This window comes from Nonomuraea sp. NPDC049646 (assembly GCF_044465525.1).
In the GTDB taxonomy this organism is placed as follows: domain Bacteria; phylum Actinomycetota; class Actinomycetes; order Streptosporangiales; family Streptosporangiaceae; genus Nonomuraea.
On the sequence record NZ_JBITLU010000001.1, the window covers coordinates 512,830 to 539,070 of the forward strand.

The following is a 26,241-nucleotide window of genomic DNA, read 5'->3' on the forward strand; positions in this document are numbered from 1 at the left end:
TCGCGATCATGACGATCGAACTGCGTGCCGTCCGGGAGGACGACCTGGCGTTCCTGACCGGGCTGATCGGCGACCCGGACAGCAGCGGCGAGTACCAATGGTACGGCTGGCAGGACCCCCACCGCCTGCGCCGCCTGTGGGACGAGAACGGGATGCTCGACGAGGACGGCGGCATGCTCGTGATCGCCTCCGGCGAGGACCGGGCGGGCCTCGTGTCGTGGCGCAGGCAGCTCACCTCCCGGGTGTCGTACTGCTGGGAGATGGGCCTCATCGTGGCGCCCGGCTTCCGCGGCAAGGGGCACGGGACGCGGGCGCAGCGGCTGCTGGCGCGCTACCTGTTCGACCACTCGCCGGTCAACCGGGTGCAGGCGACCACCGAGGTCGGCAACGTGGCCGAGCAGCGGGCGCTGGAGAAGGCCGGGTTCACCCGGGAGGGCGTGCTGCGCGGCGGCGGCTTCCGCGCCGGCGAGTGGCGTGACGGCGTCATGTACGGCATCGTCCGCGCCGACCTGGACCGGATCCCGGCGTCTCCAGGCGCCTGACCGGCGGCGGCGCGGGCCTCGGCGGAGATCAACGCGGGCTCAACGGATCCTCAACACCGGCGCCCCTACGTTGCGATCACACGATCTCGCACCAAGGGGGAGCACATGCGTAACCTTGCCGCCCTGGCGGTCGCCGCGATGACGGTCAGCGGCGTCCTGACCCTCGCCTCGCCCGCCGGCGCCTCCGTCCAGGACGCCCGGCAGGCGTCGCGGACGCAGGCCGCCGGCCCGATCAACTACTCGTGCGGCGCGCGGCTGCGGGTCAGCCGGGACGTGCCCAAGCCCTGGCACCGCATGACGAAGGCGAAGGGCCGCCGCGGCATGGTCTACCTGTACGAGGCCGACGGCGTCTACCGCGGCCGGAACGTGTGGTGGGCGTGGGGCACCAGCCTGCGCTCCGGCGACCGCATCTCCATCGACTGGACCGACGACGGGGGCCGCACCTACCACGCCTGCCACGCGGTGGTCAGGGGCGGCGGACGCCGCAGCGTCACGTCCTTCGCGGTGGACGCCCCGGACGGCCGCAAGTTCCGCGCCTGCGTGAAGGCCGCGGGCAAGTGGTCGTGCACCCGCCGCTGGTGGGAGATCAGGTACTCCTGACCGACGGGTGCGCCGGGTAGGGCGTGCGAGCTGCGGCTTTGCGACCGCGACCGCTTGACATACCGGACAACCGGCACATAGTGTCCCGTCAATCGGCAGGCACAGACGAAGAGATCCCTGTCAGTGGTCTTCGTCTGTGCCTTTGTCGTATCCGGACCGCTGGCAAGGGATCACACCCCCCTGAAAGGCGGCTGGGCATGAGCGACGCCCCCGTGCAGAACACCTCGGTCACGCGGATCCGCAACGCCGGAGACGCGGCCGACGTCATCAACACCCTGACGAGGCTGGCCGGCCGGGCCAACTGGATCTGGTTCCTCGCCCTGGCGGGCCTGTTCCTGGACGCCTACTCCAACGCGGCCCTGGGCGCCGGCCTGTCCCCCATGGTCAAGCAGCTCGGCCTGTCGCCGGGCCAGGTGGGCGTGCTCACCGCCATGGCGCCGGCCATCGCCATCATCTCCAACCCGTTCGGCGGCTGGCTGGCCGCCCGGATCGGCCGGGTCAAGCCGCTGCTGCTGACCAAGGTGGTGTTCGCGCTCGGCGCGCTGCTGACCGCGGCCGGCTCCGACTTCCAGACCGTCTTCGCCGGCCGCGGCCTGGTCGGCATCGCGTACGGCATCGACTTCGCGGTGGCCATGGCGCTGCTGGCCGAGTACACGCCGTCCGCGCTCAAGGGCAGGCTCAACTTCTGGCAAGGCGTCTGGTACACCGCCACCACCACGAACCTGCTGCTCACGCTGGTGTTCTACCGTTTCGACGTGGGCGCGGACATCTGGCGCTGGTCGGTGGGCTCCTCGGCGGCCTTCGCCGTCGTGCTGCTGGTCCTGCAACTCACGTTCCTGGTGGAGAGCCCGACGTGGCTGGCCGCCAAGGGCCGGCTGCGCGAGTCCGCCGCGGCCCTGCGCCGCATGTACGGCTTCGCCGTCCAGGAGGACGGCCGCGAGGGCGGCGGACCGGCCGAGCAGGGACGCCAGGTGGGGTTCGGTGACGCGGGCGTGCTGTTCCGCAGGCCGTACCTGCCGCGCACCGTGTTGTCCACGGTCATCTCGCTCACCCAGGCCATGCAGTACTTCGCGGTCGGCTGGTACCTGCCGGTGATCAGCCTGGAGCTGTTCGGCAAGGAGTTCGAGAAGGCCACGATCGGGTCGATGGCGTTCAACGCGGTCGGCATCGTCGGCGGGTGCCTGGCCGCCTACACGGGCCGCCGTCTCGGCCTGCGGATCAGCTCGATGGCCGGGTACGCGGTGGTGTTCGTGGCGCTGCTGGTGATGGGCGCGACGTTCAAGGAGCTGCCGGTCGCGCTGGCCGCGCTGCTGCCCGTGCTGTTCATCTTCTTCCACTCCGCCGGGCCCGGCCCGAACGGCAAGTCGATCGCCGCGCTGTCCTACCGCAGCGACATCCGCACCCTGGGCACCGGCGTGACCGGCATGCTCGGCAGCCTCGGCTCGGTCGCCGGCCTGTACCTGTTCCCGCAGTTGCAGGCGGGCATCGGGGTCGGCGCCAGCCTCATGGTGCTGTCGGTGGTGCCGCTGGTCGGCCTGGTCACCTGCCTGCTGATCAAGTGGGACCCCACCCGCGTGGCGGTCAACCTGGAGGAGGAGGAGATCGCGCTGCGGAAGAGGGACGAGCGCCGATGACCGGCCCTACCCGGCGGGGGATCCTCAGCGTCGACGAGGGCACCACGGGCACGCGCGCCGCGGTCGTCCTGGACGACGGCTCGGCGGCCCCGCCCGCCTACCGGCCCATCTCGGTCCACTCCCCCGACCATCTGCGGGTCGAGCAGGACGCCATGGAGATCTGGGCGAAGACCGCCGAGGTCTGCGCGCAGGCCCTGGAGTGGGCGCGGGCGCACGACGTCGAGGTCACCGGCGTGTCGATCGCCACCCAGCGCGCCACCGTGCTGCTGTGGGACACCGTCACCGGCGAGCCGCTCACCCCCGCCGTGGTCTGGCAGGACCGCCGCTACGCCGCCCGGCTGCGCGAGTGGGAGCCCGCCTGGGACGCCCGCCTGGTCGAGCACACCGGCCGGCCGGTCGGCTCGCGCGCCCCGCTGCTGTGGGCCGCCGACGTGCTGCGCGACGACCCGGCCGCGCGCCGGGCGCACGAGGCGGGACGGGTGGCGTTCGGGTCGGTCGACACCTGGCTGGTGTGGCGGCTGACCGGCGGCGCGCGGCACGTCATGTCCGCCACCAACGCGGTCGCCGCCGGCGCCTACGACCTGCGCACCGGCGACTGGTACGAGCCCTGGCGGGACTTCCTCGGCTGCCCCCGCGACGTCCTGCCGCAGATCCTGGACGAGGACGGCGACTACGGCCACACCGACCCGTCCGTGCTCGGCGTGCGGCTGCCGGTGTTGTCGGTGATGGGCGACCAGCACGCCGCGATGATCGCGCTCGGCGCGCACCGGCCGGGCCAGGCGATGTGCGTGCACGGCACGGGAACGTTCCTGGACGCCGTGGCCGGCGACCGGCCGCCCGCGCATCGCCGGGCGGTGCCGGGGGTGCTGACGCTGGTCGGCTGGCGTTCGCGCGGCACGGCGGTGTTCAGCCTGGAGGGCTACGCCGCCACGACCGGCTCGGCGGTGCGCTGGCTGTGCGAGGAGATCGGGCTGTTCGACTCGCCCGCCCAGCTCACCGCGCTGGCCCGCGAGCATCCCGGGCCCAGCCGGGTGCGTTTCCTGCCCGCGCTGGCCGGGATGCGCACCCCGGTCTGGTCGCCGGAGGCCACCGGCGTCCTGACCGGGCTCAGCCTGTCCACCACCCGGGCCGAGCTGGCCCGGGGCGTCCTGGAGGGCATCGCGCACTCGGTGTGCGACCTGCTGGACGGGGTGGAGCAGGCGCTCGGCGCGCCGGTCACCGATCTGTTCTGCGGCGGCGGCCTGGCCAGCAGCGACGTGCTGATGGCGAGCCAGGCCGACCTCGTCGGGCGGCCGGTCCGCCGCGCCCGCGCCAACGAGACGGCCAGCCTGCGCGGCGCGGCCTACCTCGGGGGCGTGCGCGCGGGGCTCTGGCCCGACCTGCCCGCCGCCCTCGCCGGGCTCGGCGACGTCCCCGTCTTCGAGCCCACGATGCCCGACGCCGCCCGCGAGGAGGCCCGCGCCGCCTGGCGTGACCTGCTCACCCGGCACATCCCGTACCAACAGGAGGAATCCCCCTCGTGATCCGGCTTCCAGAACGCAAGCCCAGATCGGAGACCAGGAGCGCCATCCGGCGCACCCCGCTGCGGCTGGACCGTCAGGCGCAGATCGAGCGGCTGGCCGCCAGGCCGGTGGACGTGCTCGTCGTCGGCGGCGGCGTGACCGGCTGCTACGCCGCGCTGGACGCCGCCACCCGCGGCCTGCGCGTGGCGCTGGTGGAACGCGACGACTTCGCCTCGGGCACCTCCTCCAAGTCCTCCAAGATGGTCCACGGCGGCCTGCGCTACATCGAGCAGGGCAACCTGCCGCTGGTGCGCCGCTCGCTGCTGGAGCGCCAGCGCTTCCGCCGCAACGCCCCCCACCTGGTGCGGCGGCTGCCGTTCGTGCTGCCGATCCTGGCGGAGGACGGCGTCTTCGACGCCCGCATCGCCAAGGCGTTCGAGGGCCTGCTGTGGACCTACGACCTGGCGGGCGGCTGGCGCATCGGACGGCTGCACCAGCGGCTCAGCGTGGCCGAGGTGCTGGCCAGGGCGCCGCGGCTGCGCGCCGACCGGCTCAAGGGCGGCCTGCTCTACTACGACAGCCGCACCGACGACGCCCGCCTGACCCTGACCATCGCCAGGACCGCCGCCCACTTCGGCGCCACCGTGCTGAACGGCGCCACCTGCCGCGAACTGGTCAAGGAGGGCGGCCGGGTGCGCGGCGCCCGCGTCGAGGTGGACGGCCGCACGGTCGAGGTGCGCGCCGCGGTCGTCGTCAACGCCACCGGCGTGTGGACCGACACCGTGGACGCGCTGTCCGACCCGGCGCACCGGCCGCGGGTGCGTCCGGCCAAGGGCGTGCACATCGTGGTGCCGTGGACGCGGCTGCCGGTGGACGGCACGGTGACCGTCCCGGTGCCCGGCCGGGCCCGCCGCGCCACCTGCACCCGCTGGGGCGACGTGGTCGTGGTCGGCACCACCGACACCGACTACGACGGCTCGCCCGACGAGGTGCTGTGCACCCGCGAGGAGATGCAGTACCTGCTCGACGGCGCCAACACCGCCTTCGACGCCGACCTCACCCCGGACGACGTGATCGGCTCGATCGCCGGGCTGCGCCCGCTGGTCGGCGAGAAGGAGGGCGCCACGCTCGACATGAGCCGCGACCACCGGATCACCACCGACGGCTTCGGCCTGGTCACGGTCACCGGCGGCAAGCTGACCACCAGCAGGCACATGGGCGAGCTGGCCGTGGACGAGGCGCTGAAGGTGCTCGGCCGCAAGGCCCGCTGCCGCACCGCGCGGCTGCCGCTGCTCGGCGGCGCGGGCTACGACGCCGAGGCGACCACCGCGACCGGCGGGCTCGGCGCCCACCTGGGCGAGCGGTACGGCACCGAGGCCAGGTTCGTCGCCGACCTGATCGGCGAGGACCCGTCGCTGGCCGGGCCGGTCGTGGAGGGCAGCGAGTACCTGCGGGCCGAGGTGGTCTACGCGGCCCGCTGCGAGCTGGCCAGGAACGTGGACGACGTGCTGTCGCGGCGCACCCGGATGCGGGTCTTCGCCCGCGACCTGTCGGTCAAGGCGGCTCCCGAGGTGGGCCGGCTGCTCCAGCGCGAGCTCGGCCTCTCCGACGACGAGGTGGCCCGGCAGGTCGAGGACTACGTACGCGGCGTGGACCGCGAGAAGAGCGTTCTGATGGAGGGACTTTCATGATCAGCAGGCAGACCGTCACCCACCCGTTCAACCGCGGCGACTACGTCGTGGGCGCGCCCACGCCGCCGCGCTGGGCCGCCGACTGCCCGCCAGGGAAGGGCCCGGCCAGCCTGCAGGACCAGGTCGTGCCGGTTCCCGAGAGCGTCGTGGCCGAGCTGCGCGCGCTGGGCGTCGCCGTGCACACCGAGCGGGACGAGGTGGTCCTGCGCACCCGCGACTGGTGGGCGGGCACCTCCATCGGCGAGACCGACGGCCGCCCGGCCACGCCGGAGGCGGTCGTCGTCGAGGTGGACGACGAGCAGCAGGTGGCCGCCGTGGTGCGGATCTGCCACGAGCACCGCATCCCGCTGACCGTCTCGGCCGGCCGCAGCAACGTGCTGGGCGCCGCGCTGCCCGTGCACGGCGGCGTCGTGCTGGACGTGTGCCGGCTCAACCGCATCCTGTCCTTCGACGCCGAGTCCATGATCGTCGAGGTGCAGGCGGGCATGTTCGGCGACCTGTTCGAGAAGGAGCTGCAGGAGACGCACGGCGCCACCACCGGCCACTGGCCGTCGGCGTTCGCCATCTCCACCGTCGGCGGCTGGGCCGCCTGCCGCGGCGCGGGCCAGCTCTCCACCCGCTACGGCAAGATCGAGGACATGGTGGTCGGGCTGGACGTGGTGCTGCCCGACGGCACCACCGCCAGCTACGGCACCTACCCGCGCGCCGCGGTGGGCCCCGACCTGCGCCAGCTGTTCATCGGCTCGGAGGGCACGCTCGGCGTCATCACCCGGCTGCGGCTGCGCACGCACCGGCTGCCCGACTACGCGGTGGGCATCGCCTACGGCTTCGACACCTTCGCCGCCGGGCTCGACGCCTGCCGGGAGATCCTGCAGCGCGGCGCCACCCCGGCCGCGCTGCGCCTGTACGACGCCCACGAGAGCGGCACCCACTTCGGCGAGCCCGGCACCAACCTGCTGCTCGTCGCCGACGAGGGCGACCCGGTGCTGGTCGACGCCGTCATGAAGATCGCCGAGGAGGTCTGCGCCGAACGCGCGTCGGTGAAGCTGGACGGCGACGCCGTCTTCGCCCGCTGGCTGGACGAGCGCATGATCGTCGGCAAGGCCGCCGACGGCTTCGTCCGGGGGCCGGGGTTCGTCTCCGACACCTGCGAGATCGCCGGGCCGTGGGCCGCGCTGCCCGCCCTGTACGACGAGGTCGTGGCCGCCATCGAGGCCGTCCCCGGCACGCTGCGCGCCTCGGCCCACCAGTCGCACGCCTACACCGACGGCGCGTGCCTGTACTTCTCGCTGCGCGGCGACGTCGAACGCGACCAGCGGCGCGCCTGGTACCGGGCCGCCTGGGACGCCGCCGCCGAGGTGCTCGTCAGGCACGGCGCGGCGATCAGCCACCACCACGGCGTCGGCCTGCTGCGCTCGCCGTACATGCGGGACGCGCTGGGCAGCGGCTATCCCACGCTGGTGGCGGTCAAGCAGGCGCTGGACCCGCGGGGCATCATGAACCCCGGCAAGCTGGGGCTGCCCGCGTCCTTCGAAAACCCGGCGCACTAAGGTGGATGCGGTGAACGCTCGACACAAGGCCCCGCTGGATCAGCGCCTGCTCGCCGCGCTGGCCGAGCATCCCGTCGCCGCGTCGCTGGTGGGGGTGGAGATGGTCGAGCGGTTCACCGCCTCCCCCACGCCGATCGGCATCCTGGCCTCGATCCCGCTCGGCGACCTGGCGGCCACGGTCAGTCGCACGGTGGCCGCCCGCAAGATCGGGCTGGTCAACATCGACTCGACGCCCGGCCTGGGGCACGACCCCGGTGCGCTGGCGTACCTGCAGAGCATCGGCGCGGTCGGGATCGTCTCCACGCGGCAGGCGATGATCGAGCGGGCCGCCGGGCTCGGGCTGCTGACCATGCAGAAGGTGTTCGTCACCGACCGGTCCAACCTGCGGCGCAGCCTGCAGTCCATCACCCGGTCGCGGCCCGACCTGGTGCAGCTCATGCCGGCCATGGTGCTGCGGCACGTCGAGCGGCAGGTGCGGGCGGTCGGCGTGCCGTGCCTGGCCGCGGGGTTCGTGCAGAGCGCGGACGACGTGGTGGAGGCGCTGCGGCACGGGGCCGTCGGCGTGTGCACCTCCGACGAGGAGCTGTGGGGGCTGCGCCGCTCGGCCCTGCGCGCCTCCTGATCCGTCTTCATCCGGAAGGACCTTGCGATGACGCCTGCCCGCGTGCGGGAGACCGCCGCCCCCACGGCGCCCGTCGGGCGCGCCGGGAGGCGGTGGCCGGTGGCGCCCGGGGTGTTCGTCGTCCTGTGGAGCAGCGCGTTCATCGCGGGCATCCCGGGGGTCAGGGCGGCGCCGCCGCTGTTGCTGATGTTCGGCAGGTTCGCCGTCGCCGGGGTGCTGCTGGGGGCGTACGCGCTGGTCAGGCGGGTGCCGTGGCCCCGGGGGCGGGACCTGGCGCACGTGGCCGTGGCCGGGCTGCTGATCCAGGCCGTGCAGTTCGGCGCCTTCTACAGCGCGCTCGGCGCCGGCCTGCCGGCCGCGGTCGTGTCCCTGGTGCAGGGGCTGAACCCGGTGGTCATCCTGCTGGTCGGCCGGGTGCTGGGCGAGCGGGTCGGCGCCGGGCAGTGGGCCGGGTTCGCGCTCGGCCTGGCCGGGGTGGTCCTGGCGGTGGCCGACCGGATCAGCCTGTCCGCCTCCGGGGTGGCGCTGTGCCTGCTGGGGCTGGCCGGGCTCAGCGCGGGCACCCTCTACCAGCAGCGGTACGCCCCCCGCATGGACGCGCTGAGCGGCACCGCGGTGCAACTGCTGGTCAGCGCCCCCGCCGCCGGGCTGGCCTGCCTGGCGCTCGGCCCGGTCCGGGTGTCGGACTGGACGGCGTTCGGGCTGTCGGTCGGCTGGATGGCGCTGGTCAACTCCATCGCGGCGTTCATCCTGCTCAACCGGATGCTGCTGCGCTCCCCCGCCAGCCGGGTGAGCACGGTGTTCTTCCTGACCCCGGCCGTGACCGCCGTCCTGGCCTGGTCGCTGGCCGGGCAGCCGCTGCCCCCGCTCGCCGTGGCCGGGCTCGTCCTGGGCGGCTGCGGGGTGCTGCTGGCCAACCTCTCGACACGAAGAAGGGCGAACTGATGCGCATTCGCGGCGCGGTCCTGGAGGAGATCGGCCGGTCCCGGCCCTACGCCGGGTCGCGGCCCCTGACGGTCTGCGACCTCGAACTCGACCCGCCGGGGCCGGGCGAGCTGCTGGTGCGGGTCGAGGTGGCCGGCGTGTGCCACTCCGACCTGTCGGTGGTGGACGGCAACCGGGTGCGTCCCACGCCCATGCTGCTCGGCCACGAGGCGGCGGGCGTGGTGGAGCAGACCGGGCCGGGCGTCGACGACCTCGCCCCCGGGCGGCGCGTCGTGATGACCTTCCTGCCCAGGTGCGGCGGCTGCGCCGGCTGCGCCACCGAGGGCGTGACGCCCTGCGTGCCCGGCAGCGCCGCCAACAACGACGGCACCCTGCTGAGCGGCGCGATCCGCCAGCACAGGGACGGCGTCGCCGTGCTGCACCACCTCGGGGTGTCGGCGTTCGCCACGCACGTGGTGGTCGACCGGCGCTCGGTCGTCCCGGTCGATCCCGACGTGCCGGCCGAGGTCGCCGCCCTGCTCGGCTGCGCCGTGCTGACCGGCGGCGGCGCCGTGCTCAACGCCGGCCGGCCGCGCCCCGGGCAGACGGTCACGGTCGTCGGGCTGGGCGGCGTGGGCATGGCGGCGCTGCTGACCGCGCTGGCCCTCGACGGCGTCCGGGTGATCGGCGTGGACGCCAACCCGGCCAAGCTCGCCACCGCCCGCGAGCTGGGCGCGCACGAGGTGTACGGCCCGGACGACCTGCCCGGCGAGGCGGACGTCGTGGTCGAGGCGGCGGGCAGCGCGCGGGCGTTCGAGACCGCGGTGACCGCGACGGCCCCCGGCGGCCGCACCGTCAGCGTGGGCCTGCCCGCGCCCGGCGCCCGCGCCTCGATCTCGCCCCTCGCGCTGGTGGCCGGCGGGCGCAGCATCATCGGCAGCTACCTGGGCTCGGCGCTGCCCGCCCGCGACATCCCGGTGTTCGCCCGGATGTGGCGCGAGGGCCGGCTGCCGGTCGAACGGCTGGTCTCGGCCCGGATCGGCCTGGCGGCCGTCAACGAGGCGATGGACCAGCTCGCCGAGGGCGCCGCCCTGCGCCAGCTCATCGTCTTCGACGGCTGACCGCCGGGCCGGGCGCTACGCCGAGGCGACGACCAGCGTCTGGGGGGCCGCCTGCTTCATCCGGCCGCGGGCCCACGTCATCTGGGTGGCGGTCTCGTCCTCGCAGTCGCGGACCGCCGCCAGCAGCGGCTCGTCGCGGGCGCCCTGCGCGGCCTGGCCGATCAGCGTCCAGCAGACGTCGCACTCGGCGGCCATGAGGTAGAGGTCGTGCAGGTCGCGCAGCAGGCCGAGGCCGCCGCCGCGGGTGCCGGAGAAGAGCGTCGAATGCAGCCGCTCCGGCTCGTCGGGGGCGTCCTCGGAGTAGCGTGCCACGAACGGCCGCAGCCGCCGTACGTGCTCGTCGCACTGCTCGGCCAGCCGCCGGCAGATGTGCACCACGTCCGGCTCGTCGCCGTGGGCCGCGGCCACCTCGCGGTAGGCCGCCGCCAGTTCCTCCTCGGATCGGTGCAGCAGCCCCAGGTAGTGAGCCAGCAGCACGGTCATCCTCCCGCTCTGGTCACCCGGACCGCGGTGACCTTGTAGATCGGTTGCTTGGAGACGGGGTCCCAGGTCGTGTTCGTGACCTCGTTGGCCGCCCGGGGGGCCGCTCCCGGCTCCAGGTCCCAGTAGCCGTAGTGGAACGGCACGAACACCACGCCCTGCCGGATGCCGGTGATCCGGGCCGGGGCCTCCAGCCGGCCGCGCGGTGACTCCACCCGCACCAGGTCGCCTTCGCCGATGCCGAGCCCGGCGGCGTCGGCCGCGTTGAGCTCCACCCACGGCCCGGGGGCGGCGGCGTCGAGCTGCGGGACGCGGCCGGTCTTGGTCCGGGTGTGGAACTGGTGGACGGTGCGGCCGGTGGTCAGCAGCAGCGGCAGGTCCTCGCCGGTCACCTCGGGCGAGGGGTGGTAGGCCGCGGCCCGCAGGAAGGCCCGTCCGCCGGGCTCCTGGGCGACGTACTGCTCGCGGGTGTGCTCGGCGCCGGTGACGAGGTCCTGGCCGTAGGTCTCGCAGTAGTCCGGGTCGGTGTTGAAGCGGCCGTCGCCGTACAGGCGCTCGGTGCCGCCCGAGCCCGGCGGGCACGGCCACTGGACGCCGCTGCCGCCGCGCAGGCTCTCGTACGTGATGCCGGTGTAGTCGCAGGGACGGCCGGCCGAGCACGCCTTCCACGCCTCGAACGCCGACTCCGCGTCGTGCCAGCCGATCAGCGGCTTGCCGTCGCGGTCGCGGAAGTCCATGCGGCGGGCGTAGTCGAGGAAGATGTCCAGGTCGGCCCGCGCCTCGCCGGGCGGTTCCACGGCCTTCTCCGACAGGTGCACGGTCCGGTCGGCGTTGGTGAAGGTGCCCGGCTTCTCCCCCCACGTCGCCGCCGGCAGCACCACGTCGGCCAGCTCCGCGGTCTCGGTGCGGAACAGGTCCTGCACCACGACGAACAGCTCCTCCCGGGCCAGGATGCGGCGCACCCGGCCGAGGTCGGGCAGCGAGACCGCCGGGTTGGTGCCCGAGATCCACAGCAGCTTGACCGACCCCTGCTCGGCGTACCGGAAGACCTGCATGGCGTGGGTCGGCGGCGCCCAGTGCGGGATGACGGCCGGATCGACGTTCCACAGCTCGGCCAGCTCGCGGATGTGTGCGGGGTTGTCCCAGTTGCGCAGGCCGGGCAGGTCGCCGTCGGCGCCGGTCTCGCGGGTGTTCTGGGCGGTGGGCTGGCCGTTCATCTGCAGCACCCCGGCCCCCGGACGGCCCAGCATCCCGCGCAGCAGGTGGAGGTTGTTGACCTGGCAGGCGGCGGCCGTCGCCTGGTTGGACTGGTAGAAGCCCTGCAGGACGGTCGAGACCAGCCGCTCGCCGGCACCCAGGATCTCGGCGGCCCGCTCGATCAGGGCCACGGGCACGTCGCAGATCTCCGCCGCCCGTTCCGGCGGGCACTGCTCGACCACCCGGCACAGCCGCTCGAACCCGATCGTGTGCTGCTCGACGTAGCGGCGGTCGATCCAGCCGCGTTCGATCAGCCGGTGGATCAGGGCGTTCATCAGGGCCAGGTTCGTGCCGGAGCGCACCGGCAGGTGCACGTCGGCCTCGCGGGCGACGGGCGTGGGGCGCGGATCGACGGCGATCATGGCGGGCGCGCGCGGGCCGCGGCGGCGGTCGAGCATCCGGTCCCACAACACCACCTGGGTCTCGGCGACGTTGTGCCCCCACAACGCGATCACGTCGCAGTGGTCGATGTCGGTGTACGAGCCGGGCTGCCCGTCGGTGCCGAAGCTCGCCTTGAGCGCGGCGGCGGCCGTGGCCGTGCACAGCCGGGTGTTGCCGTCCATGTGCGGGGTGCCGAGGCCGGCCTTGCCGATCACGGCCAGCGTGTAGTACTCCTCCAGGAAGAGCTGCCCGCTGGTGTGGAAGCCGAAGTGCCCCCATCCGCCGGGGCCCCGCAGCAGCTCCTTCGACCGGGCCACGATCCGGCCCATCGCCGTCTCCCAGTCGGTCTCCACCAGCGTGCCGCCCTCGCGGACGAGCGGGCGCAGCAGCCGGTCGGGGCTGTTGTTGGCCTGCCAGCCGTACAGGTCCTTGGGGTCGAGCCGGCCGTGGTTGACCCGGTCCACGGCACGGCCGCGCACGCCGACGATGCGTCCGCCCTTGACCGCGATGTCCATCGCGTCGCCGTTGGAGTGCAGGACGGACGCCGACTGGGCCCACGACTCGACGTCCTGCTCGGTCAGCCCGTCCGCCAGGCAGGCGTCCACCCGGACCGGCCAGTCCTCGGCGCTGCCGTCCTCGCGCGGCCCGTACGGCGTGCGCGAACCCCACGGATCGGCGATGCGGTCAGACATTCCGGCGGCTCCTTCCGGGGCGGGAGATCCGGACCGCATACCCTCACCTGGCCGTCCCATGCCTGCGCCGTGGCCCGGCCGGAGAAAACGGGATGCGGGCGGCGGGCGTCCGGGGTGAGGATGGCCGCGCACGGCCGTCGGAGCCGTCCCCCGGGCGAGGAGCGTGCCATGAGCGCCGCCGGAACCGTTCATCCGCAGGTCACCGTGCGCACGGGCCGGCTGCGCGGCCGGTTCGAGGGCGGCGTGGCCGTCTTCCGCGGCGTGCCGTACGCGCGCCCGCCGGTGGGCGGCCTGCGGCTGGCCGCCCCCGCGCCGCCCGAGGCGTGGGACGGCGTGCGCGAGGCCGCCGCGTTCGGCCCGCCGCCGCCGCAGTCCAGGCTGCTGGGCGCGGCCGCCCCCGGCACGGACGGCGACTGGCTGACGGCCAACGTGTGGACCCCCGACCCGGGCGCGGCCCGGCTGCCGGTGATGGTGTGGATCCACGGCGGCGGCTACATGTACGGCTGGTCCGGCGACCCGCTCTTCGACGGCGGCGTGCTCGCCCGCGACGGCGTCGTCGTGGTCACCGTCAACTACCGGGTCTCCGCCGAGGGATTCGGGCACTTCCGCGGCGCGCCCGCCAACCGCGGCCTGCTGGACCAGGTGGCCGCCCTGCGGTGGGTGCGCGAGAACGCGGCGGCCTTCGGCGGCGACCCCGACCGGGTCACCGTCTTCGGCGAGTCCGCCGGAGCCGGGAGCATCGCGGCGCTGATGGCGATGCCCGGCGCGGCCGGCCTGTTCCACCGGGCGATCGCGCAGAGCGTGCCGGGCCTGTTCTTCACCCCCGAGCTGGCCGCCGACCTCGCCGCCGCGGTGGCCGCCGAGCTGGGAGCGGCCCCGCACGCGGACGAGCTGGCCCGCCTGCCGCCGGAACGGCTGATCGAGGCCGGCGACGCGGTGGCGGCCGGGATGGGCGGCAGCCCGCGCTGGGGGCCGGCCGCGCACGTCCGCACGCCGTTCGCGCCGGTCGTGGACGGCGAGGTGCTGCCCGCGACGCCCTGGCGGTCGACGGCGGGCGGGGTGGACCTGATCGTGGGGCACAACCGCGAGGAGTACCGGCTGTTCATGGCGCTGGGCGGCGAGCTCGGCCAGGTCACCGCCGAGCAGGCGGCCGCCGCGCTGCGGGCGCTGGCCCCCGACCCGGCGGCCTACCGGGCCGCGTACCCGCAGGCCGGCGACGAGCGGCTGTACGAGCTGGTCCACTCCGACTGGCTGTTCCGGATGCCGTCCGTACGGCTGGCCGAGGCCCACGGCGGGCACGGCCGGGCCCACCTGTACGAGCTGACCTGGCCGGCCCCCGGCATGGGCGGGACGCTCGGCGCCTGCCACGGGCTGGGCCTGCCGCTGACGTTCGGCAACCTGAGCGCGGGCGTGGCCGGGCTGCTGCTCGGCCAGGAGCCGCCGCCGGAGGCCGCCGAGCTGTCGGCCCGGGTGCGGGCGGCGTGGACGGCCTTCGCCGCGACCGGGGACCCGGGCTGGCCGGCGTACGAGCCGCGCGAGCGGCTGACCTGGATCGTCGACGCCGAGCCGGGCACGGCGGCCTACCCGGAGGAGGCGTCGCGCCGGTTGTGGGCGGGGCACGCCTTCGACCCGCTCCCGCTGCCGGCGTCCGGGCGGGCGTGAGCGCCGGTCGCCGCGGGGGCGGGCCGGGGTCAGTCGCAGGACTGGGTGCTGACGGAGTTCGTGGCCGTGGCGGCCTGGCGGGCGTCCGGCGCGACCTCGCCGGCGGTCAGCGCGTAGCCGGACTCCACCTGGCCGGCGACGGCGGCGAAGATCACGCCCAGCACGCGGCCGTCCACGGCGAGCAGCGGGCCGCCGGAGTTGCCCTGCTGGATCTTGCCGCGGACCTGGTAGACGTCCCTGGTCACCTGCGAGGTCCCGTAGATGTCGGGGCTGCCGGCCCGCTGCCGGGCGGCGACGCGGGCGGGCTCCGGCGTGAAGCCGCCGCCGTTCGGGTAGCCGGCGACCAGCGCGTCCTGGCCCTCCCTGGCCCGGAGGTCGAAGGAGAGCGGGGGCAGCCCGAGGCCGGGGACGTACAGGACCGCGACGTCCCGCCGGGGGTTGTACCAGACGACCTGCGCCGGGTGCGGCCGCTGCTCGTGGTCGACCACCTGGAGGTCCGTGTCCACCCCGGCCACGACGTGCGCGTTGGTCATGATGTGGTCGGGCGCGTACGTGAAGCCGGTGCCGGTGATGCGCTTGCCGCAGGAGGAGGCGGTGCCCTGGACCTGGAGGATGCCCGTCCTGGCCTGCCGCAGCGCCGGGCTGCGCAGCACGGCCACGTCCGGCGGCGGCACCCGGACGGGGCTCATCCCGGCGATGGTGTCGAGCACCGGCGGGAAGCCGGACCGGTCGATGAAACGCTTGAAGGGCCGCTGCCAGTTCCGCGCCGCCTCGGGGGCGGCCGCGTCGAGCGTGGACAGCAGCGCCGAGCCGCGGATCTGCTCCACCACCAGCGTCCACGGGCCGGCGACCAGCAGGCTGCCCAGGAGCCAGGCGACCAGCAGCACGAACGTGGCGTTGACCAGCCCGCCGCCCAGGGAGTCCAGGATCCGGGCCGGTTCGCCGCGCAGGTACGTGCGTAACCGGGCCCCCAGCGTGGACGCGGCGAACTGGCCGGCCAGCGCGATCAGGAAGACGATGACGACCGCCAGGGCCGTCTGCGGGACGTCGCCGGTCACGAGCACGTCCGTCACGGCGGGGGCGACGGCGATGCCCAGCACGCATCCGGCGACGAACCCGATCGAGCTCGTCACCCCGACGACGAACCCCTGCCGGAACCCCGCCACGCCGAACCCGACCACCAGAACGACCAGGACGACGTCGAGCAGATCACCGGACACAAGCAAAGACAATCATCTTTTCCCCCACAAGGGAGGATCCAGTCCGGTACGCCGGATTTCCTTGATCGGCGGAGTGTCCCCCCGGCGAGCGGCCCGAGCTCAGAGCCCGGCCGTGACGTCGGGGACGTACCCCCCGGGGCGGCGCGGCGGACGCCGGTAGCCGGTGGCGGGCGGTCGCGGGGGGATCTCCAGCGGCGTCCGCTCGATCCGCCGGTAGGGGATGGTGGACAGCAGGTGCGCGATCATGTTGATCCTGGCCCGCCGCTTGTCCTCGCTCTCTACCTCGTACCAGGGCGCCTCGGGGATGTCGGTGTGCACCAGCATCTCGTCCTTGGCGCGGGAGTACTCCTCCCACCTGGTGATCGACTCCAGGTCCATCGCCGACAGCTTCCACCGGCGCATCGGGTCCGCCAGCCGGTCGCGGAAGCGCCGCTCCTGCTCGGCGTCGCTCACCGAGAACCAGTACTTGCGCAGCAGGATCCCGTCCTCGACCAGCAGCCTCTCGAAGATCGGGCATTGGTGCAGGAAGCGCGTGTACTCCTCCTGCGTGCAGAACCCCATCACCCGTTCGACCCCGGCCCGGTTGTACCAGCTCCGGTCGAACAGCACGATCTCCCCCGCGGCCGGCAGGTGCTCGACGTACCGCTGGAAGTACCACTGCGACCGCTGCCGGTCGGTCGGGACCGGCAGCGCCGCGATCCTGGCCACCCGCGGGTTCAGGTACTCGGCGACCCGCTTGATCGTGCTGCCCTTGCCCGCAGCGTCGCGCCCCTCGAAGATCACCACGACGCGCCGCCCCTCGGCCCGCACCCACTCCTGCAACTCCACCAGCTCCTGCTGGAGCCGGAGGAGTTCCTTCTCGTACGGCTTGCGGCGCAGCCTGTCAGTCCCCATGCCTGCGGATTCTAGAAGGACGCCGCGCTCACTCCAGGACGTCGGAGAGCGGACGCCGGGGCGTGCCCTTCTCCTCGAAGGTGACCCCCAGCCGCATGATCATCTGCGGGTGCTCGCCGGAGAACAGCTCCAGCCGCAGGAACTCGCGCAACAGGTCCAGCTCCAGGGCCTGCGTGTGGAAGGCGGCGCTGACCCCGTGCGCCGACGCCTGCAGCAGCACCCGCTGCAACGCCTGCCCGGTGGCCAGCCAGTCCCGCCGGTCGTCCGCCCGCGTGGTGAGCACGGCGACCACCCCGACCGCCGTCTCGTCCTGGCCGCCCGGCGCGCCCCAGCCCTGCCGCCACGCGTAGTGACGCTGGGGGAAGACCGCCTCGGTCGGCGCGGCCTCGCTCGGGTAGCTCCCGGCCGGCACCCCGTCGCCCCGCGTGCTGCCCGGCGGCCTGGCCCACCGCACGACCTCCAGGCCGAACCGCTGATCCTGCTCCTGCACGCCCTGCGCCGCCCGGGTCAGCGCGGCCAGCACCTCCACCGCCTCCGCCGACCGGACGGGCGTCAGCCTGACCCCCTCGCTCATCGCCGCCCGCACCAGCGACTCCACGAACCGGTCGGGGACCGGGACGTCGGCGAAACCCGCCCGATGCGTGTGACGCCGCTCGATCTCGCCCCCCAGCACCCGCGTCACCTCGTCCGGCTCGCTCTCCCGGCCCGGCCTGACCGTCGCCAGCAGCCCGGGCCGATCGGGATCCGGCAGGACCCGGACGACCGGCTCGAACCCCGCGCATCGCATCGCGACGCACATCGTGAACAGCGCCGCGCCACAACTGATCACCAGCTCCCGCCCGGTCACGTCACCGGCCTTGAGCTGCCTGCCGGTGTCGGCCTTCAAGGCGATCTCCACGTCGGAGACCGAGAAGGTCCACGGCTGGGTGTTGTGCACGGAAGGGGCCCATCGACCGGCCTCGACCGCCGCGTCCATGGCCTGTCTCGGCGAGCACGTGCTCATGGTCCACCTCCAGAAGACGACCGCGTCGAAATGTTCGGTCTTCTCTGTCCGGACTACCCCGCCAGGATGCGACCTCCCAGGACGCCCGCCACAGGGCCGGAGGACCCGCGCCACGGGGGTCCAAGGACCCTGCCGGGGCGCCGGGGCCGGTGCCGGAAGGCCACGGAGTTCAGGACGTCCGGCGGTGTCGTCCCGCGGTCGCGCGCGTCAGGCTGGGAGCAGGATCGTTCACGGGAAAGAGATGATGATCATGGTCCCGATCCGTTCCCTCGTCGCCGCCGCCCTGGCGGTGACCGTCACCGGCGTGCCGGCCTTACCCGCGCGGGCGGCGCGGCAGGCCGCCGTCCCCGTCCTGGCCGGCATCCGGGCCGCGCACCTGCCCGGCCTGGACCGGCTGGTCTTCGAGTTCCGCGGCCCGGTCCCGGCCCGGCACGACGTGCGCTACGTGTCCCGGCTGATCGCCGACGGCTCCGGACGGACGGTCGGCGCGGCCGGCGACGCCCTGCTCCAGGTCCGCTTCGACCAGGCCGACGGCCACGACCGCCGGGGCCGGGTCACCTACGGCCCCACCCGCCGGGCCTACGCGCTGCCCGGCGTCGTCCAGGTCGTCAACACCGGCGACTTCGAGGCCACGCTCACCTTCGGCGTCGGCCTGGCCAGGCGCGTGCCCTATCAGGTCCGCACGCTCACCCGGCCGAGCCGGGTCGTCGTCGACCTCACCACGTCCTACCGGACCGTGCCCGTACGCGAGCACTTCCTCGACACCACCGCCCGAAGCCCGCGCACGGCGGCCGTGACCCGCCCGGTGGCCCCGCCGGCGACCGCCTACGGCGCGCTGCAACGGCTGTTCGCCGGCCCGACCGAGGCCGAGCGGGCGCGCGGCCTGCGCTTCGTCAGCTCCGGGGCCACCGGCTTCGGCAGGCTGACCGTCGCGGACGGGATCGCCAGGGTCCACCTGACCGGCCCGGTCGACGGCCGCGGGTCGGCCTTCACCGTCGCCGACCAGATCAGGCCGACGCTCAAGCAGTTCTCGGCGATCCGGTGGGTCAAGATCTATGACGCGGCGGGGCGTACCGGGCATCCCGCCGGGCCGTCGGACTCGATCCCCCGCTCGCTGGAGCCCGGCTGAGCCCGGCGGGGCGTCTCGTGGCACGTCTTCCCAGGAGAACGGCCATGTTGATCTTCTTGGGTCGTTCATGATGGCGGGGTGACCACGCCTTGTCCTCCGTGATCCCGGACGCGGGGCCGCCCCGTCCGTCATGACGGCTCGGGACGAAGGTCCTCCCGTCAAGAGCCGCCCGCCCCTGCCGCCCCCGCCGCGGCGCCCGCACAGTGCTTCAAGGAGGTGCCCGTTGAAAGCGTTGATCGACCTGCTGGCCCGGCGCGTACGCCTGTACCGTCCCGACGGCAATCCCCTGCGCCGCCGTTCCGACCGGCTGGAGGCGCTCGCGGTGCTGGTGACCGGGCTCGTGGTGCTGGCGGGCGTCTGGCCCGCCGTCCTGGTGGGCCGGCTGGCCTACGAGGGCGCGCTGCGCGAGGAGAGCGCGCACGCCGTGGGGCGGCACCAGGTCAGGGCGACGCTGCTGGCCGACGCGCCGGCCGCCCGCGTCGCCCTCACCGAGATGCCGGTGGGCGAGCAGCGGGCGATGGCGACCTGGACGACGTCCTCGGGCGTGGCGCGCAGCGGCCCGCTGCCCGTCCTGGGGGTGGCCAGGGCCGGTTCGACCTTCCCGTTGTGGATCGACGCCGCCGGCCGGCCCGTGCCGCCGCCCACCGCCCGCGCGGTCCTGCGCACGAGGGGCGTGGCGACCGGCCTGCTGCTCATGTCCATGATCGCGCTGGCCGCCGCGGGCGGGTTCGCGGCGTTCCGGTGGTGGACGGACCGCAGGCGGTACCGGGAGTGGGAGGTCCAGTGGGCGCGAGCCGGCGAGGACTGGGGACGCCGGCGCAGCCCCTGATCGCCCCGCCTCGCGGCCTCAGGCGTCGTCGGCGGGACGGATCACCGCGACCGGGCAGCGTGCGTGGTGGAGCACCCCTCTGCTGACCGAGCCGAGCAGCAGCGAGCCGAACGCGCCCCGCCCGCGGGAGCCGACCACCAGCAGGTCGCAGGGCGAGCCGGTGAGCGCCTCGACCGGGTGGGCGCTCTGCACGTCCTCCCAGATCGTCACGTCGGGATGCCTCTCCCGCCAGCCGGCCGTCCGGTTCCTGATCACCGCACGCTGGGCGGCCCGGACCTCGTCCACGTCGTAGGCGATCTCCGGCGCGAAGGCGTGCACGGGGACCTGCCAGGCGTGGATCAGGCGCAGCGTGGCGCCGCGCAGCCTGGCCTGCTCGAAGGCGTAGCCGATGGCCGGCTCGCAGACGTCGGAGTCGTCGATCCCGACGCCGACCTCGCCGACCCGCTCCGGCGGGTCCGCGCGCACCACCACCACGGGACACCGCACCTGACCGGCCACCTGCATGGTCACCGACCCGAGCAGCGCCCCGGCGAACCCGCCCAGGCCCCGGTTGCCGATGACCACCTCGTCCGCCTGCCGCGCCTGGTCCTGCAGGACGGCCGCGGGCGTCCCCTCCACGATCTCGGCGTGCACCGGCACGGACGGCTGCCGCGCCCGCACGGCCGCCTCGGCCCGCTCCAGCACCCTGGACGCCGCCAGCAGCAGGTTGTTCCACTGCCCGAAGTCGGGGAACCTGCCGACGCTGTACGGCTGCCGGTCCAGGGCGTGCAGGATGTGCAACTCCGCGCCCGTACGCGCCGCGTCGTCGGCGGCCCACCCCAATGCGGCGTCCGACGGCGCGGAACCGTCCACGCCGACCATGATCCGTCCCGGCATGCTGCCTCCCGGACGTGGATCTTCCTCGGCCCTCGCCTGCCCAAAGTCAGGAGCGGGCGACGAAACACCAAGTTCGCGGGCCGGAAGCCGTGCGGAGCCGTCCCGGATCGCCGCCGCCGCCAGATTTCTCCAAGTTTTGGGGCTGGCGATCCTGTCCGCTCACCTCCCGGACGGCTGAATGAGTAAGGGAGGTATGAGCGATGTCTGAGCTGGTCGTGGTGGGTGTCGACGGATCGCCGTCCGGGTTCGACGCCGTGGCGTGGGCTGCCGATGACGCATTCCGGGCGGGGGCCGCGCTGCGGATCGTGTCCGTGGTGGAGACCTGGCCCTACCAGGTTCCGCAGATCGCCGCCGTCGAGTGGGAGAGCTCGATGACCGAACGCGCGCGGGAGATCCTGGCCAAGGCCCAGGAGATCGCCGGCGAGCGCCGGCCCACGGTCGAGGTGAGCACCCGGGTGATGACCGGGAAGGCGTCGGTCGCCCTCCGGGAGCAGGCGGCCGAGGCCGCCGAGCTGGTGGTGGGACGCCGGGGGGCGGGCGGCTTCGCCGGCGCCGTGCTCGGCTCGGTCAGCATGAGCGTGGCCGGTCAGGCGCCGGGCCCGGTGGTCGTCGTCCGCGACGGGGACGCCGCCGCCCACGACGAGGTCGTCGTCGGCGTGGACGGCTCCCCCGCCTGCGAGCCGGCCCTCGACTACGCCTTCCGGCAGGCCGAGCTGCGCGGCGGCAACCTGCGGGCGGTGCACGCCTGGCCGCTGCCGTTCGCGCTGGCGCCCGACTTCTCCTGCGACATCGAGGCCCTGCGGGAGAGCCACCTGCGCGTCACCCGGGAACAGCTCACCCCGTGGCAGGAACGGCATCCCGACGTCCGGGTGATCGCGGACGTCCAGTGCGGCCATCCCGTCAAGACGCTCGTCGCCGCGGGCGACCGGGCCGACCTGCTGGTGCTCGGCTCGCAGGGCAGGAGCGGGCTGGGCGCGTTCGTGCTCGGCTCGGTCATGCGCGGCGTCCTGCACCACGCGCGCTGCACCGTCGCGGTGGTGCGCGAGCGCCCCTGAACCGGTGGCGGGGACTCCCGGCCCGCCGTCCAGGGACCAACGCCCCTACGGCGGGACCGCCAAGCCGGATGGGATGGAGGCAGGACCGAGAACCCCCGAGGTGAACGATGAACCTGACCGTCGAGGACGTGATGACACGCGAGGTCGTCTCCGTGGACGCCGCCACCCCGTTCAAGGAGATCGCCGAGGCGCTGGCCGGCCGCGGGATCGGCGCCGTGCCGGTGCTCGACGACGACCGGCACGTCATCGGCGTCGTCTCCGGGTCCGACCTGCTGTGCAAGGAGGAGTTCCGCGAGCAGTTCCCCGGCGAGGACTACCGGCCGCCGCTGCTGTCCCGGGTGCGCCACCGGCCCGGCAGCAGGAAGGCCACCGCGGTCACGGCCGCGGACCTGATGACGAGCCCGCCGGTCACGATCACCGCCGAGAGGTCGGCGGTCACCGCCGCCCGGCTGATGAACGCCCGCGACGTGCGCCGGATCCCCGTGGTGGACCACAACGGCCGCCTGGTGGGCATCCTCAGCCGCGGCGACCTGGTCAGGATGTTCCTGCGCGGCGACGAGGAGCTCGCCGCCGTCGTCCGCGACGACGTCCTGCACCGGGCGTTGTGGATGGACACCGCGAACGTGCGGGTCTCGGTGCGGCAGGGCGTGGTCACCCTGTCGGGCCGGATGGACCGCCGGTCCGAGGCCGCGCACGCCGTCCGCCGGACCTGCGGCGTCAACGGCGTCGTCGGCGTGGTGGACGAGCTGTGCTGGCGGCTGGACGACGTGCCCGCCTGACTCCCGGCCCGTCAGGCGGTGCCCGGCGTCACCAGCCCCGACTCGTAGGCCAGGACCACGAGCTGGGCCCGGTCGCGCACGCGCAGCTTGGCCATCGCCCGGTTGACATGGGTCTTGGCGGTCATCGAGCTGATCGCCATGTGGGCGGCGATCTCGTCGTTGGACATCCCCCGCGCGACCAGGACGACGGCCTCGCGCTCGCGGTTGGTCAGCTCGCGCAGCTCCTCGCCGGCGGTGGCGGCGGGCGGCCGGGTGACGTACCGGTCGATCAGCATGCGGGTGATCGACGGCGCGAGCAGCGCCTCACCGCGGGCCGCCACGCGCACGGCGTGCAGGAAGTCCTCCGGCACGACGTCCTTGACGAGGAACCCGGCCGCGCCGGCGCGCAGCGCGTTGAAGACGTACTCGTCCAGGCCGTAGTTGGTCAGGATGACCACGCGCACGCCGGCCAGGGCCGGATCGGCGGCGATGCGGCGGGTCGCCTCGATGCCGTCCACGACCGGCATCTGGATGTCGATGAGCGCGACGTCCGGCAGGTGCTCCCTGGCCAGCGCCAGGCCCTGCGCGCCGTCGGCGGCCTCGGCGACCACCTCGATGTCGTCCTCCAGGTCGAGCAGCGCGCGGAACCCGCCGCGCAGCAGCGGCTGGTCGTCCACCAGCAGGACCCGGATCACGGCGTGCGGTCCATCGGCAGCTCGGCCTGGACGGTGAAGCCGCCCGCGCCGCGCGGGGCCGCCCGCAGGCTGCCGCCGAGCGCGGTGACGCGTTCACGCATGCCGATCAGGCCGACGCCGGGCACGGGGGCGGCGTCCGGCGTGGCCGTGCCGTCGTCGTCCACGCGGATCGCCAGCGCGTCCGGACGGTAGTCGATGCGGACCTCCGCGCTCGCGGCGGCGGCGTGCCGGGCGATGTTGGTCAGCGACTCCTGGACGATCCGGTACGCGGTCCGGTCCACCGCGGCCGGCACGTCCCGCCGTTGCCCCTCGATCGTCAGCGTCGCGTCGAGACCAGTGGTCCGGGCCCGTTCCAGCAGCTCGGGCACCCGGTCGAGGCCGTGCGGCGGAGCCGTGTCGTCGCGCAGCGCCTCCAGGGTCGCGCGCAGCTCCCTGGTCGCCTCGCGGCCGGCCTCCTGGATCACCAGCAGGGCCTGCGGCACCTGCTCCCCCTTCCTGCGGGCCACGTGCACGGCCACCTCGGCCTGCACCTTGATGACCGAGATCTGGTGGGTGAGCGAATCGTGCAGGTCCCGCGCGATGCGCAGCCGCTCCTCGTCGGCACGCCGCCGCGCGGTCTCCTCCCGGGTGCGCTCGGCCTCCTCCGCCCGTCCCTCCGCCTGCCGCAACGCCTCACCGGCGGCGCCGGCCGCGACCAGCCAGGCCAGCTCCAGCGCGCCCCTGGCCTGCGCGAACGCCTCGCCCGTGTCGTGCAGCCCGGAGGCCAGCGCGGCCAGGGGCAGCAGGGCCAGCACGAGCACGCTCGCGGCCACGGTGACCAGCCGCCTTCCGGCCCGCATCGCCGCGTACACCGCGAACAGGTACGCCACCGCCGGCACGTCGAACCCGGCCGCCTGGTACCCCACCGCGCACAACCCCGTCACGGCCAGGACGGGCACCGGCGCCCGGCGGCGCGCGGCCAGCGCCAGCCCGCCGGCCGCCAGCAGCGCGTAGCCGAGCGGCGCGAGAGAGGGGACGGAAGGCTGCCCGGACAACCCGGTGACCACCAGCGCCGCCGCCACGCCGGCCGCGATCAGCCAGTCGATCACCCCGGCTCCGACGCCGAGCCGCCTCATGCCCATACGCGCACCATAGCCGCATGTCCGGCGGTACGACTCCGGCAGGAGGATCACCCGCCGCCTACCGCGGACGCGGTACGCCCGCGCCCGCCTGCCGCCCCTGCGGTACCCGGCTGCGGCGCCGGCGGCACCCCGACAAGCCCGCTCCCGCCGGACGACCGGCGGCGGCCCCGGCGGCCATGCTCTTCCACGTCGACGTCCACGTCCACGTCCAGCCGAAAGGGACCTGCCATGTTCATCGACCACCTGCTCGCCGCCCAGGCCGACCCCGTCGCCGCGTACGCCATGACCACCGGCCGGATGTGGTCCCTGATCGCCGCCGGGGTGGGCCTGGCCGGCATCGCCGCCGGCGGCCTCGCCCTGGCCCGCTCCACCGGCCGCCTCCCCCGCCGCACCACCCCCGGGACCGGGAACGGTCCCGGCACCGGCACCGGCACCGGCACCGGCACCGGCACCGGGACTGTGCCCGCGACCGGGAAGCGCGGGGCCGTCGTCGCCCTGGCCGCGGGGGTGACCAGCATCGTCATCGGCGGCTGGGTCATCGGGGCCGCCAAGGGCGGTCCGGGCACCGGCTACGGCATCGTCGGCGGCTACCTGGACCTGATCCTCGGCCTGGCCGCCGTCGTCCTCGGCGTCCTCGTCCTGAACCGCGCCCGCCGCCCGACCTGACCGCCCGACCTGACCGCCGGGCGGCGCTGGCCGCGCCGGGCGGGGCCGCTGTACGCCGCGGCGTGCAGCCACCCGGGCCCGAGGAGCTGGCCGGATGGCTCGGCTCGTGAGCCGCGGGCCGCGCCCCCGTCAGATGCCGAGTTCCAGGACCTCGGTGTCGATGTCGTAGGCCTCCTGGAAGCGGCCCGTCGCGAAATGGTCGCCGGCCAGGTTGGTCCTGGCCGGCAACGTGCGCGGATGGTCGGGCTTCAGGACGTCGCTGAGCCCTCGACGGCCGTGCTGTCCCGCTCGAACGCCTCGGACGTCGTTCAGGAGGTCAAGGTCAGGGCAGTTGCGGGTCATGGACGAACAGGACAAGCTGCCCGAGGACATGCCGCCCGCGGTCGGACGGGTCAACGGGGAGAGCGACACCACCGCCGCGCGGGCGGCGGTCGAAGTCAGGGACACTCCCCGGCCGATCCCCGCCGAGCCGGTCGAGCCACCGCCGGACCCGGAGGAGAAGGTCGCGCAGGAGCGGCGCGAGGTGGCCGAGCAGTCCGGCGAGGACGAGGAACCGGACGTCGAACCGGACGCGGAGCCGACCGACTGATCCCCCTCCACCACCCGCCTGCCGGGACGATCCGCCGGGTCGTCAGGAGGGCAGGAGGGCGTGGGAGAGCTGGTCGGCGCTCCAGCTCTCCCATTGCGCCGGCGTCCAGCCGCACTCGCGGGTCATCACCAGGAACAGGTCCGGTGACAGCAGCCCGACGGTGATGTCGGTGGCCCGGCCGGCGGTCAGGCCGGGCCGCAGGGCGCGCAGGCGGTCGAGGATGGCGACGACCTGCCCGTGGGCGGTGTGCCGCTGCTCGCTGTTGACGGCCCACTGGGCGGCCATGTCGGCGTCCGTGGCCGCCGCGTCGCGGACCACGGCCAGGACGGGAGCGACCCGGCCGAGGATGACGCCGCTCTGGTGCACCCACCCCGTCACGACCTCCCTCGGGTCCCGCGACGCCTGCAAGGCCGCGAACCAGGGACGCTCCAGCAGCGGCACGGGCTCGTCGTCCCCGGCCGAGGCGACGTCGACCACGTGCTTGAGCAGCCCGCTCTTGGTGCCGTAGTGGAAGTACACCGTCTGCACCGAGACCTCGGCCGCGTCGGCGACCTGCTGGAAGGTCGTGCCGGCGTAGCCCCGCACGACGAACAGCCCCTGGGCGGCCCGCACGATCCGGCTTCTGGTCTGGGCCGAGCGCCGCTTGGGGCTCTTGACGTCATCCATCGATTTAGAGTACCACTTTAGAGTAGCACTTTAGAGTGATGCTACAAAGGGTGGTGAGGCATGACGTCCATCGCGATCCGGC

At 74.3% G+C, this 26,241-nt stretch carries 26 protein-coding genes; 16 read left to right on the forward strand and 10 right to left on the reverse strand.

Annotated elements, in window-relative coordinates; genetic code table 11:
• The first annotated feature begins 8 nt into the window (after positions 1-8).
• The 9 genes from ACIBQ8_RS02435 to ACIBQ8_RS02475 all read left to right on the forward strand — a co-directional run bounded on the left by ACIBQ8_RS02435 (position 9) and on the right by ACIBQ8_RS02475 (position 10,186).
• A complete protein-coding gene (locus ACIBQ8_RS02435) occupies positions 9-542 on the forward strand; it encodes a GNAT family N-acetyltransferase (protein ID WP_397190789.1) in 534 nt (177 codons plus the stop codon).
• 105 nt (positions 543-647) lie between these two features.
• Positions 648-1,142 carry a hypothetical protein gene (locus ACIBQ8_RS02440; protein WP_397168391.1) on the forward strand — a complete coding sequence of 165 codons (495 nt, stop codon included), beginning with the start codon at positions 648-650 and terminating at the stop codon, positions 1,140-1,142.
• 197 nt (positions 1,143-1,339) lie between these two features.
• Positions 1,340-2,776, forward strand: a complete 1,437-nt coding sequence (locus ACIBQ8_RS02445; protein WP_397190790.1) for an MFS transporter — start codon at positions 1,340-1,342, stop codon at positions 2,774-2,776.
• On the forward strand, positions 2,773-4,299 hold the full coding sequence (locus ACIBQ8_RS02450; RefSeq protein ID WP_397190791.1) for an FGGY family carbohydrate kinase: 1,527 nt from the start codon (positions 2,773-2,775) through the stop codon (positions 4,297-4,299). Before ACIBQ8_RS02445 ends, ACIBQ8_RS02450 begins: the two co-directional genes overlap by 4 nt.
• A complete protein-coding gene (locus tag ACIBQ8_RS02455; RefSeq protein ID WP_397168396.1) occupies positions 4,296-5,969 on the forward strand; it encodes a glycerol-3-phosphate dehydrogenase/oxidase in 1,674 nt (557 codons plus the stop codon). The genes ACIBQ8_RS02450 and ACIBQ8_RS02455 overlap by 4 nt, the downstream gene beginning before the upstream one ends.
• Positions 5,966-7,519 carry an FAD-binding oxidoreductase gene (locus ACIBQ8_RS02460; RefSeq protein WP_397190792.1) on the forward strand — a complete coding sequence of 518 codons (1,554 nt, stop codon included), beginning with the start codon at positions 5,966-5,968 and terminating at the stop codon, positions 7,517-7,519. The genes ACIBQ8_RS02455 and ACIBQ8_RS02460 overlap by 4 nt, the downstream gene beginning before the upstream one ends.
• A gap of 10 nt (positions 7,520-7,529) precedes the next feature.
• Complete coding sequence (locus ACIBQ8_RS02465; protein ID WP_397168398.1) at positions 7,530-8,141, forward strand: glycerol-3-phosphate responsive antiterminator; 612 nt, start codon at positions 7,530-7,532, stop codon at positions 8,139-8,141.
• A 27-nt stretch (positions 8,142-8,168) separates the two neighbouring features.
• A complete protein-coding gene (locus ACIBQ8_RS02470; RefSeq protein WP_397168400.1) occupies positions 8,169-9,086 on the forward strand; it encodes a DMT family transporter in 918 nt (305 codons plus the stop codon).
• Positions 9,086-10,186 carry an alcohol dehydrogenase catalytic domain-containing protein gene (locus ACIBQ8_RS02475; RefSeq protein WP_397168402.1) on the forward strand — a complete coding sequence of 367 codons (1,101 nt, stop codon included), beginning with the start codon at positions 9,086-9,088 and terminating at the stop codon, positions 10,184-10,186. The genes ACIBQ8_RS02470 and ACIBQ8_RS02475 overlap by 1 nt, the downstream gene beginning before the upstream one ends.
• 15 nt (positions 10,187-10,201) lie before the next feature.
• On the opposite strand, the gene ACIBQ8_RS02480 is transcribed toward ACIBQ8_RS02475, so the two are convergent.
• Both ACIBQ8_RS02480 and ACIBQ8_RS02485 read right to left on the reverse strand, forming a co-directional pair.
• A complete protein-coding gene (locus ACIBQ8_RS02480) occupies positions 10,202-10,669 on the reverse strand; it encodes a hypothetical protein (RefSeq protein WP_397190793.1) in 468 nt (155 codons plus the stop codon).
• Positions 10,666-12,996: a molybdopterin oxidoreductase family protein gene (locus ACIBQ8_RS02485; RefSeq protein WP_397190794.1), complete on the reverse strand. Its 2,331-nt coding sequence runs from the start codon at positions 12,994-12,996 to the stop codon at positions 10,666-10,668. The genes ACIBQ8_RS02480 and ACIBQ8_RS02485 overlap by 4 nt, the downstream gene beginning before the upstream one ends.
• A gap of 168 nt (positions 12,997-13,164) precedes the next feature.
• Between ACIBQ8_RS02485 and ACIBQ8_RS02490 the strand changes: the two genes are divergently transcribed.
• Positions 13,165-14,658 (forward strand): carboxylesterase/lipase family protein, encoded by a 1,494-nt coding sequence (locus ACIBQ8_RS02490; protein WP_397190795.1) that lies wholly within the window; start codon positions 13,165-13,167, stop codon positions 14,656-14,658.
• Positions 14,659-14,687: 29 nt separating this feature from the next.
• Here ACIBQ8_RS02490 and ACIBQ8_RS02495 read toward each other — a convergent pair whose 3' ends face one another.
• The 3 genes from ACIBQ8_RS02495 to ACIBQ8_RS02505 all read right to left on the reverse strand — a co-directional run bounded on the left by ACIBQ8_RS02495 (position 14,688) and on the right by ACIBQ8_RS02505 (position 17,775).
• A complete protein-coding gene (locus ACIBQ8_RS02495) occupies positions 14,688-15,878 on the reverse strand; it encodes a MarP family serine protease (RefSeq protein WP_397190796.1) in 1,191 nt (396 codons plus the stop codon).
• 99 nt (positions 15,879-15,977) lie between these two features.
• Positions 15,978-16,772 (reverse strand): polyphosphate kinase 2, encoded by a 795-nt coding sequence (gene ppk2 / locus ACIBQ8_RS02500; protein ID WP_397190797.1) that lies wholly within the window; start codon positions 16,770-16,772, stop codon positions 15,978-15,980.
• 28 nt (positions 16,773-16,800) lie between these two features.
• Entirely contained in the window at positions 16,801-17,775 is a 975-nt protein-coding gene (locus ACIBQ8_RS02505; protein ID WP_397168414.1) for an Acg family FMN-binding oxidoreductase, read from the reverse strand.
• Between the two features lie 250 nt (positions 17,776-18,025).
• On the opposite strand from ACIBQ8_RS02505, the gene ACIBQ8_RS02510 reads away from it, so the two are divergent.
• A complete protein-coding gene (locus ACIBQ8_RS02510) occupies positions 18,026-18,904 on the forward strand; it encodes a hypothetical protein (protein WP_397190798.1) in 879 nt (292 codons plus the stop codon).
• 223 nt (positions 18,905-19,127) lie between these two features.
• Positions 19,128-19,733 (forward strand): hypothetical protein, encoded by a 606-nt coding sequence (locus tag ACIBQ8_RS02515; protein WP_397190799.1) that lies wholly within the window; start codon positions 19,128-19,130, stop codon positions 19,731-19,733.
• An 18-nt stretch (positions 19,734-19,751) separates the two neighbouring features.
• Here ACIBQ8_RS02515 and ACIBQ8_RS02520 read toward each other — a convergent pair whose 3' ends face one another.
• A complete protein-coding gene (locus tag ACIBQ8_RS02520; protein WP_397168418.1) occupies positions 19,752-20,609 on the reverse strand; it encodes a universal stress protein in 858 nt (285 codons plus the stop codon).
• Between the two features lie 200 nt (positions 20,610-20,809).
• On the opposite strand from ACIBQ8_RS02520, the gene ACIBQ8_RS02525 reads away from it, so the two are divergent.
• Both ACIBQ8_RS02525 and ACIBQ8_RS02530 read left to right on the forward strand, forming a co-directional pair.
• On the forward strand, positions 20,810-21,664 hold the full coding sequence (locus tag ACIBQ8_RS02525) for a universal stress protein (RefSeq protein ID WP_397190800.1): 855 nt from the start codon (positions 20,810-20,812) through the stop codon (positions 21,662-21,664).
• Positions 21,665-21,771: 107 nt separating this feature from the next.
• Positions 21,772-22,443 (forward strand): CBS domain-containing protein, encoded by a 672-nt coding sequence (locus ACIBQ8_RS02530; RefSeq protein ID WP_397168422.1) that lies wholly within the window; start codon positions 21,772-21,774, stop codon positions 22,441-22,443.
• An 11-nt stretch (positions 22,444-22,454) separates the two neighbouring features.
• Here the strand turns inward: ACIBQ8_RS02530 and ACIBQ8_RS02535 are convergent, their stop codons facing one another.
• Both ACIBQ8_RS02535 and ACIBQ8_RS02540 read right to left on the reverse strand, forming a co-directional pair.
• Positions 22,455-23,117: a response regulator gene (locus ACIBQ8_RS02535; protein ID WP_397168424.1), complete on the reverse strand. Its 663-nt coding sequence runs from the start codon at positions 23,115-23,117 to the stop codon at positions 22,455-22,457.
• Positions 23,114-24,238: a sensor histidine kinase gene (locus ACIBQ8_RS02540; RefSeq protein WP_397190801.1), complete on the reverse strand. Its 1,125-nt coding sequence runs from the start codon at positions 24,236-24,238 to the stop codon at positions 23,114-23,116. The genes ACIBQ8_RS02535 and ACIBQ8_RS02540 overlap by 4 nt, the downstream gene beginning before the upstream one ends.
• Positions 24,239-24,466: 228 nt before the next feature.
• On the opposite strand from ACIBQ8_RS02540, the gene ACIBQ8_RS02545 reads away from it, so the two are divergent.
• The gene (locus tag ACIBQ8_RS02545) at positions 24,467-24,904 is read left to right on the forward strand and encodes a DUF6223 family protein (protein WP_397190802.1); all 438 of its coding nucleotides are present in this window, start codon (positions 24,467-24,469) and stop codon (positions 24,902-24,904) included.
• 129 nt (positions 24,905-25,033) lie between these two features.
• On the opposite strand, the gene ACIBQ8_RS02550 is transcribed toward ACIBQ8_RS02545, so the two are convergent.
• Entirely contained in the window at positions 25,034-25,246 is a 213-nt protein-coding gene (locus ACIBQ8_RS02550) for a hypothetical protein (protein ID WP_397190803.1), read from the reverse strand.
• Here ACIBQ8_RS02550 and ACIBQ8_RS02555 point away from each other — a divergent pair.
• Positions 25,245-25,493 carry a hypothetical protein gene (locus tag ACIBQ8_RS02555; RefSeq protein WP_397168440.1) on the forward strand — a complete coding sequence of 83 codons (249 nt, stop codon included), beginning with the start codon at positions 25,245-25,247 and terminating at the stop codon, positions 25,491-25,493. The two genes, ACIBQ8_RS02550 and ACIBQ8_RS02555, sit on opposite strands and share 2 nt — an antisense overlap.
• Positions 25,494-25,535: 42 nt before the next feature.
• On the opposite strand, the gene ACIBQ8_RS02560 is transcribed toward ACIBQ8_RS02555, so the two are convergent.
• Positions 25,536-26,159, reverse strand: coding sequence for a TetR/AcrR family transcriptional regulator (locus ACIBQ8_RS02560; RefSeq protein WP_397168441.1), 624 nt, complete (start codon positions 26,157-26,159; stop codon positions 25,536-25,538).
• Positions 26,160-26,241 lie beyond the last annotated feature (82 nt).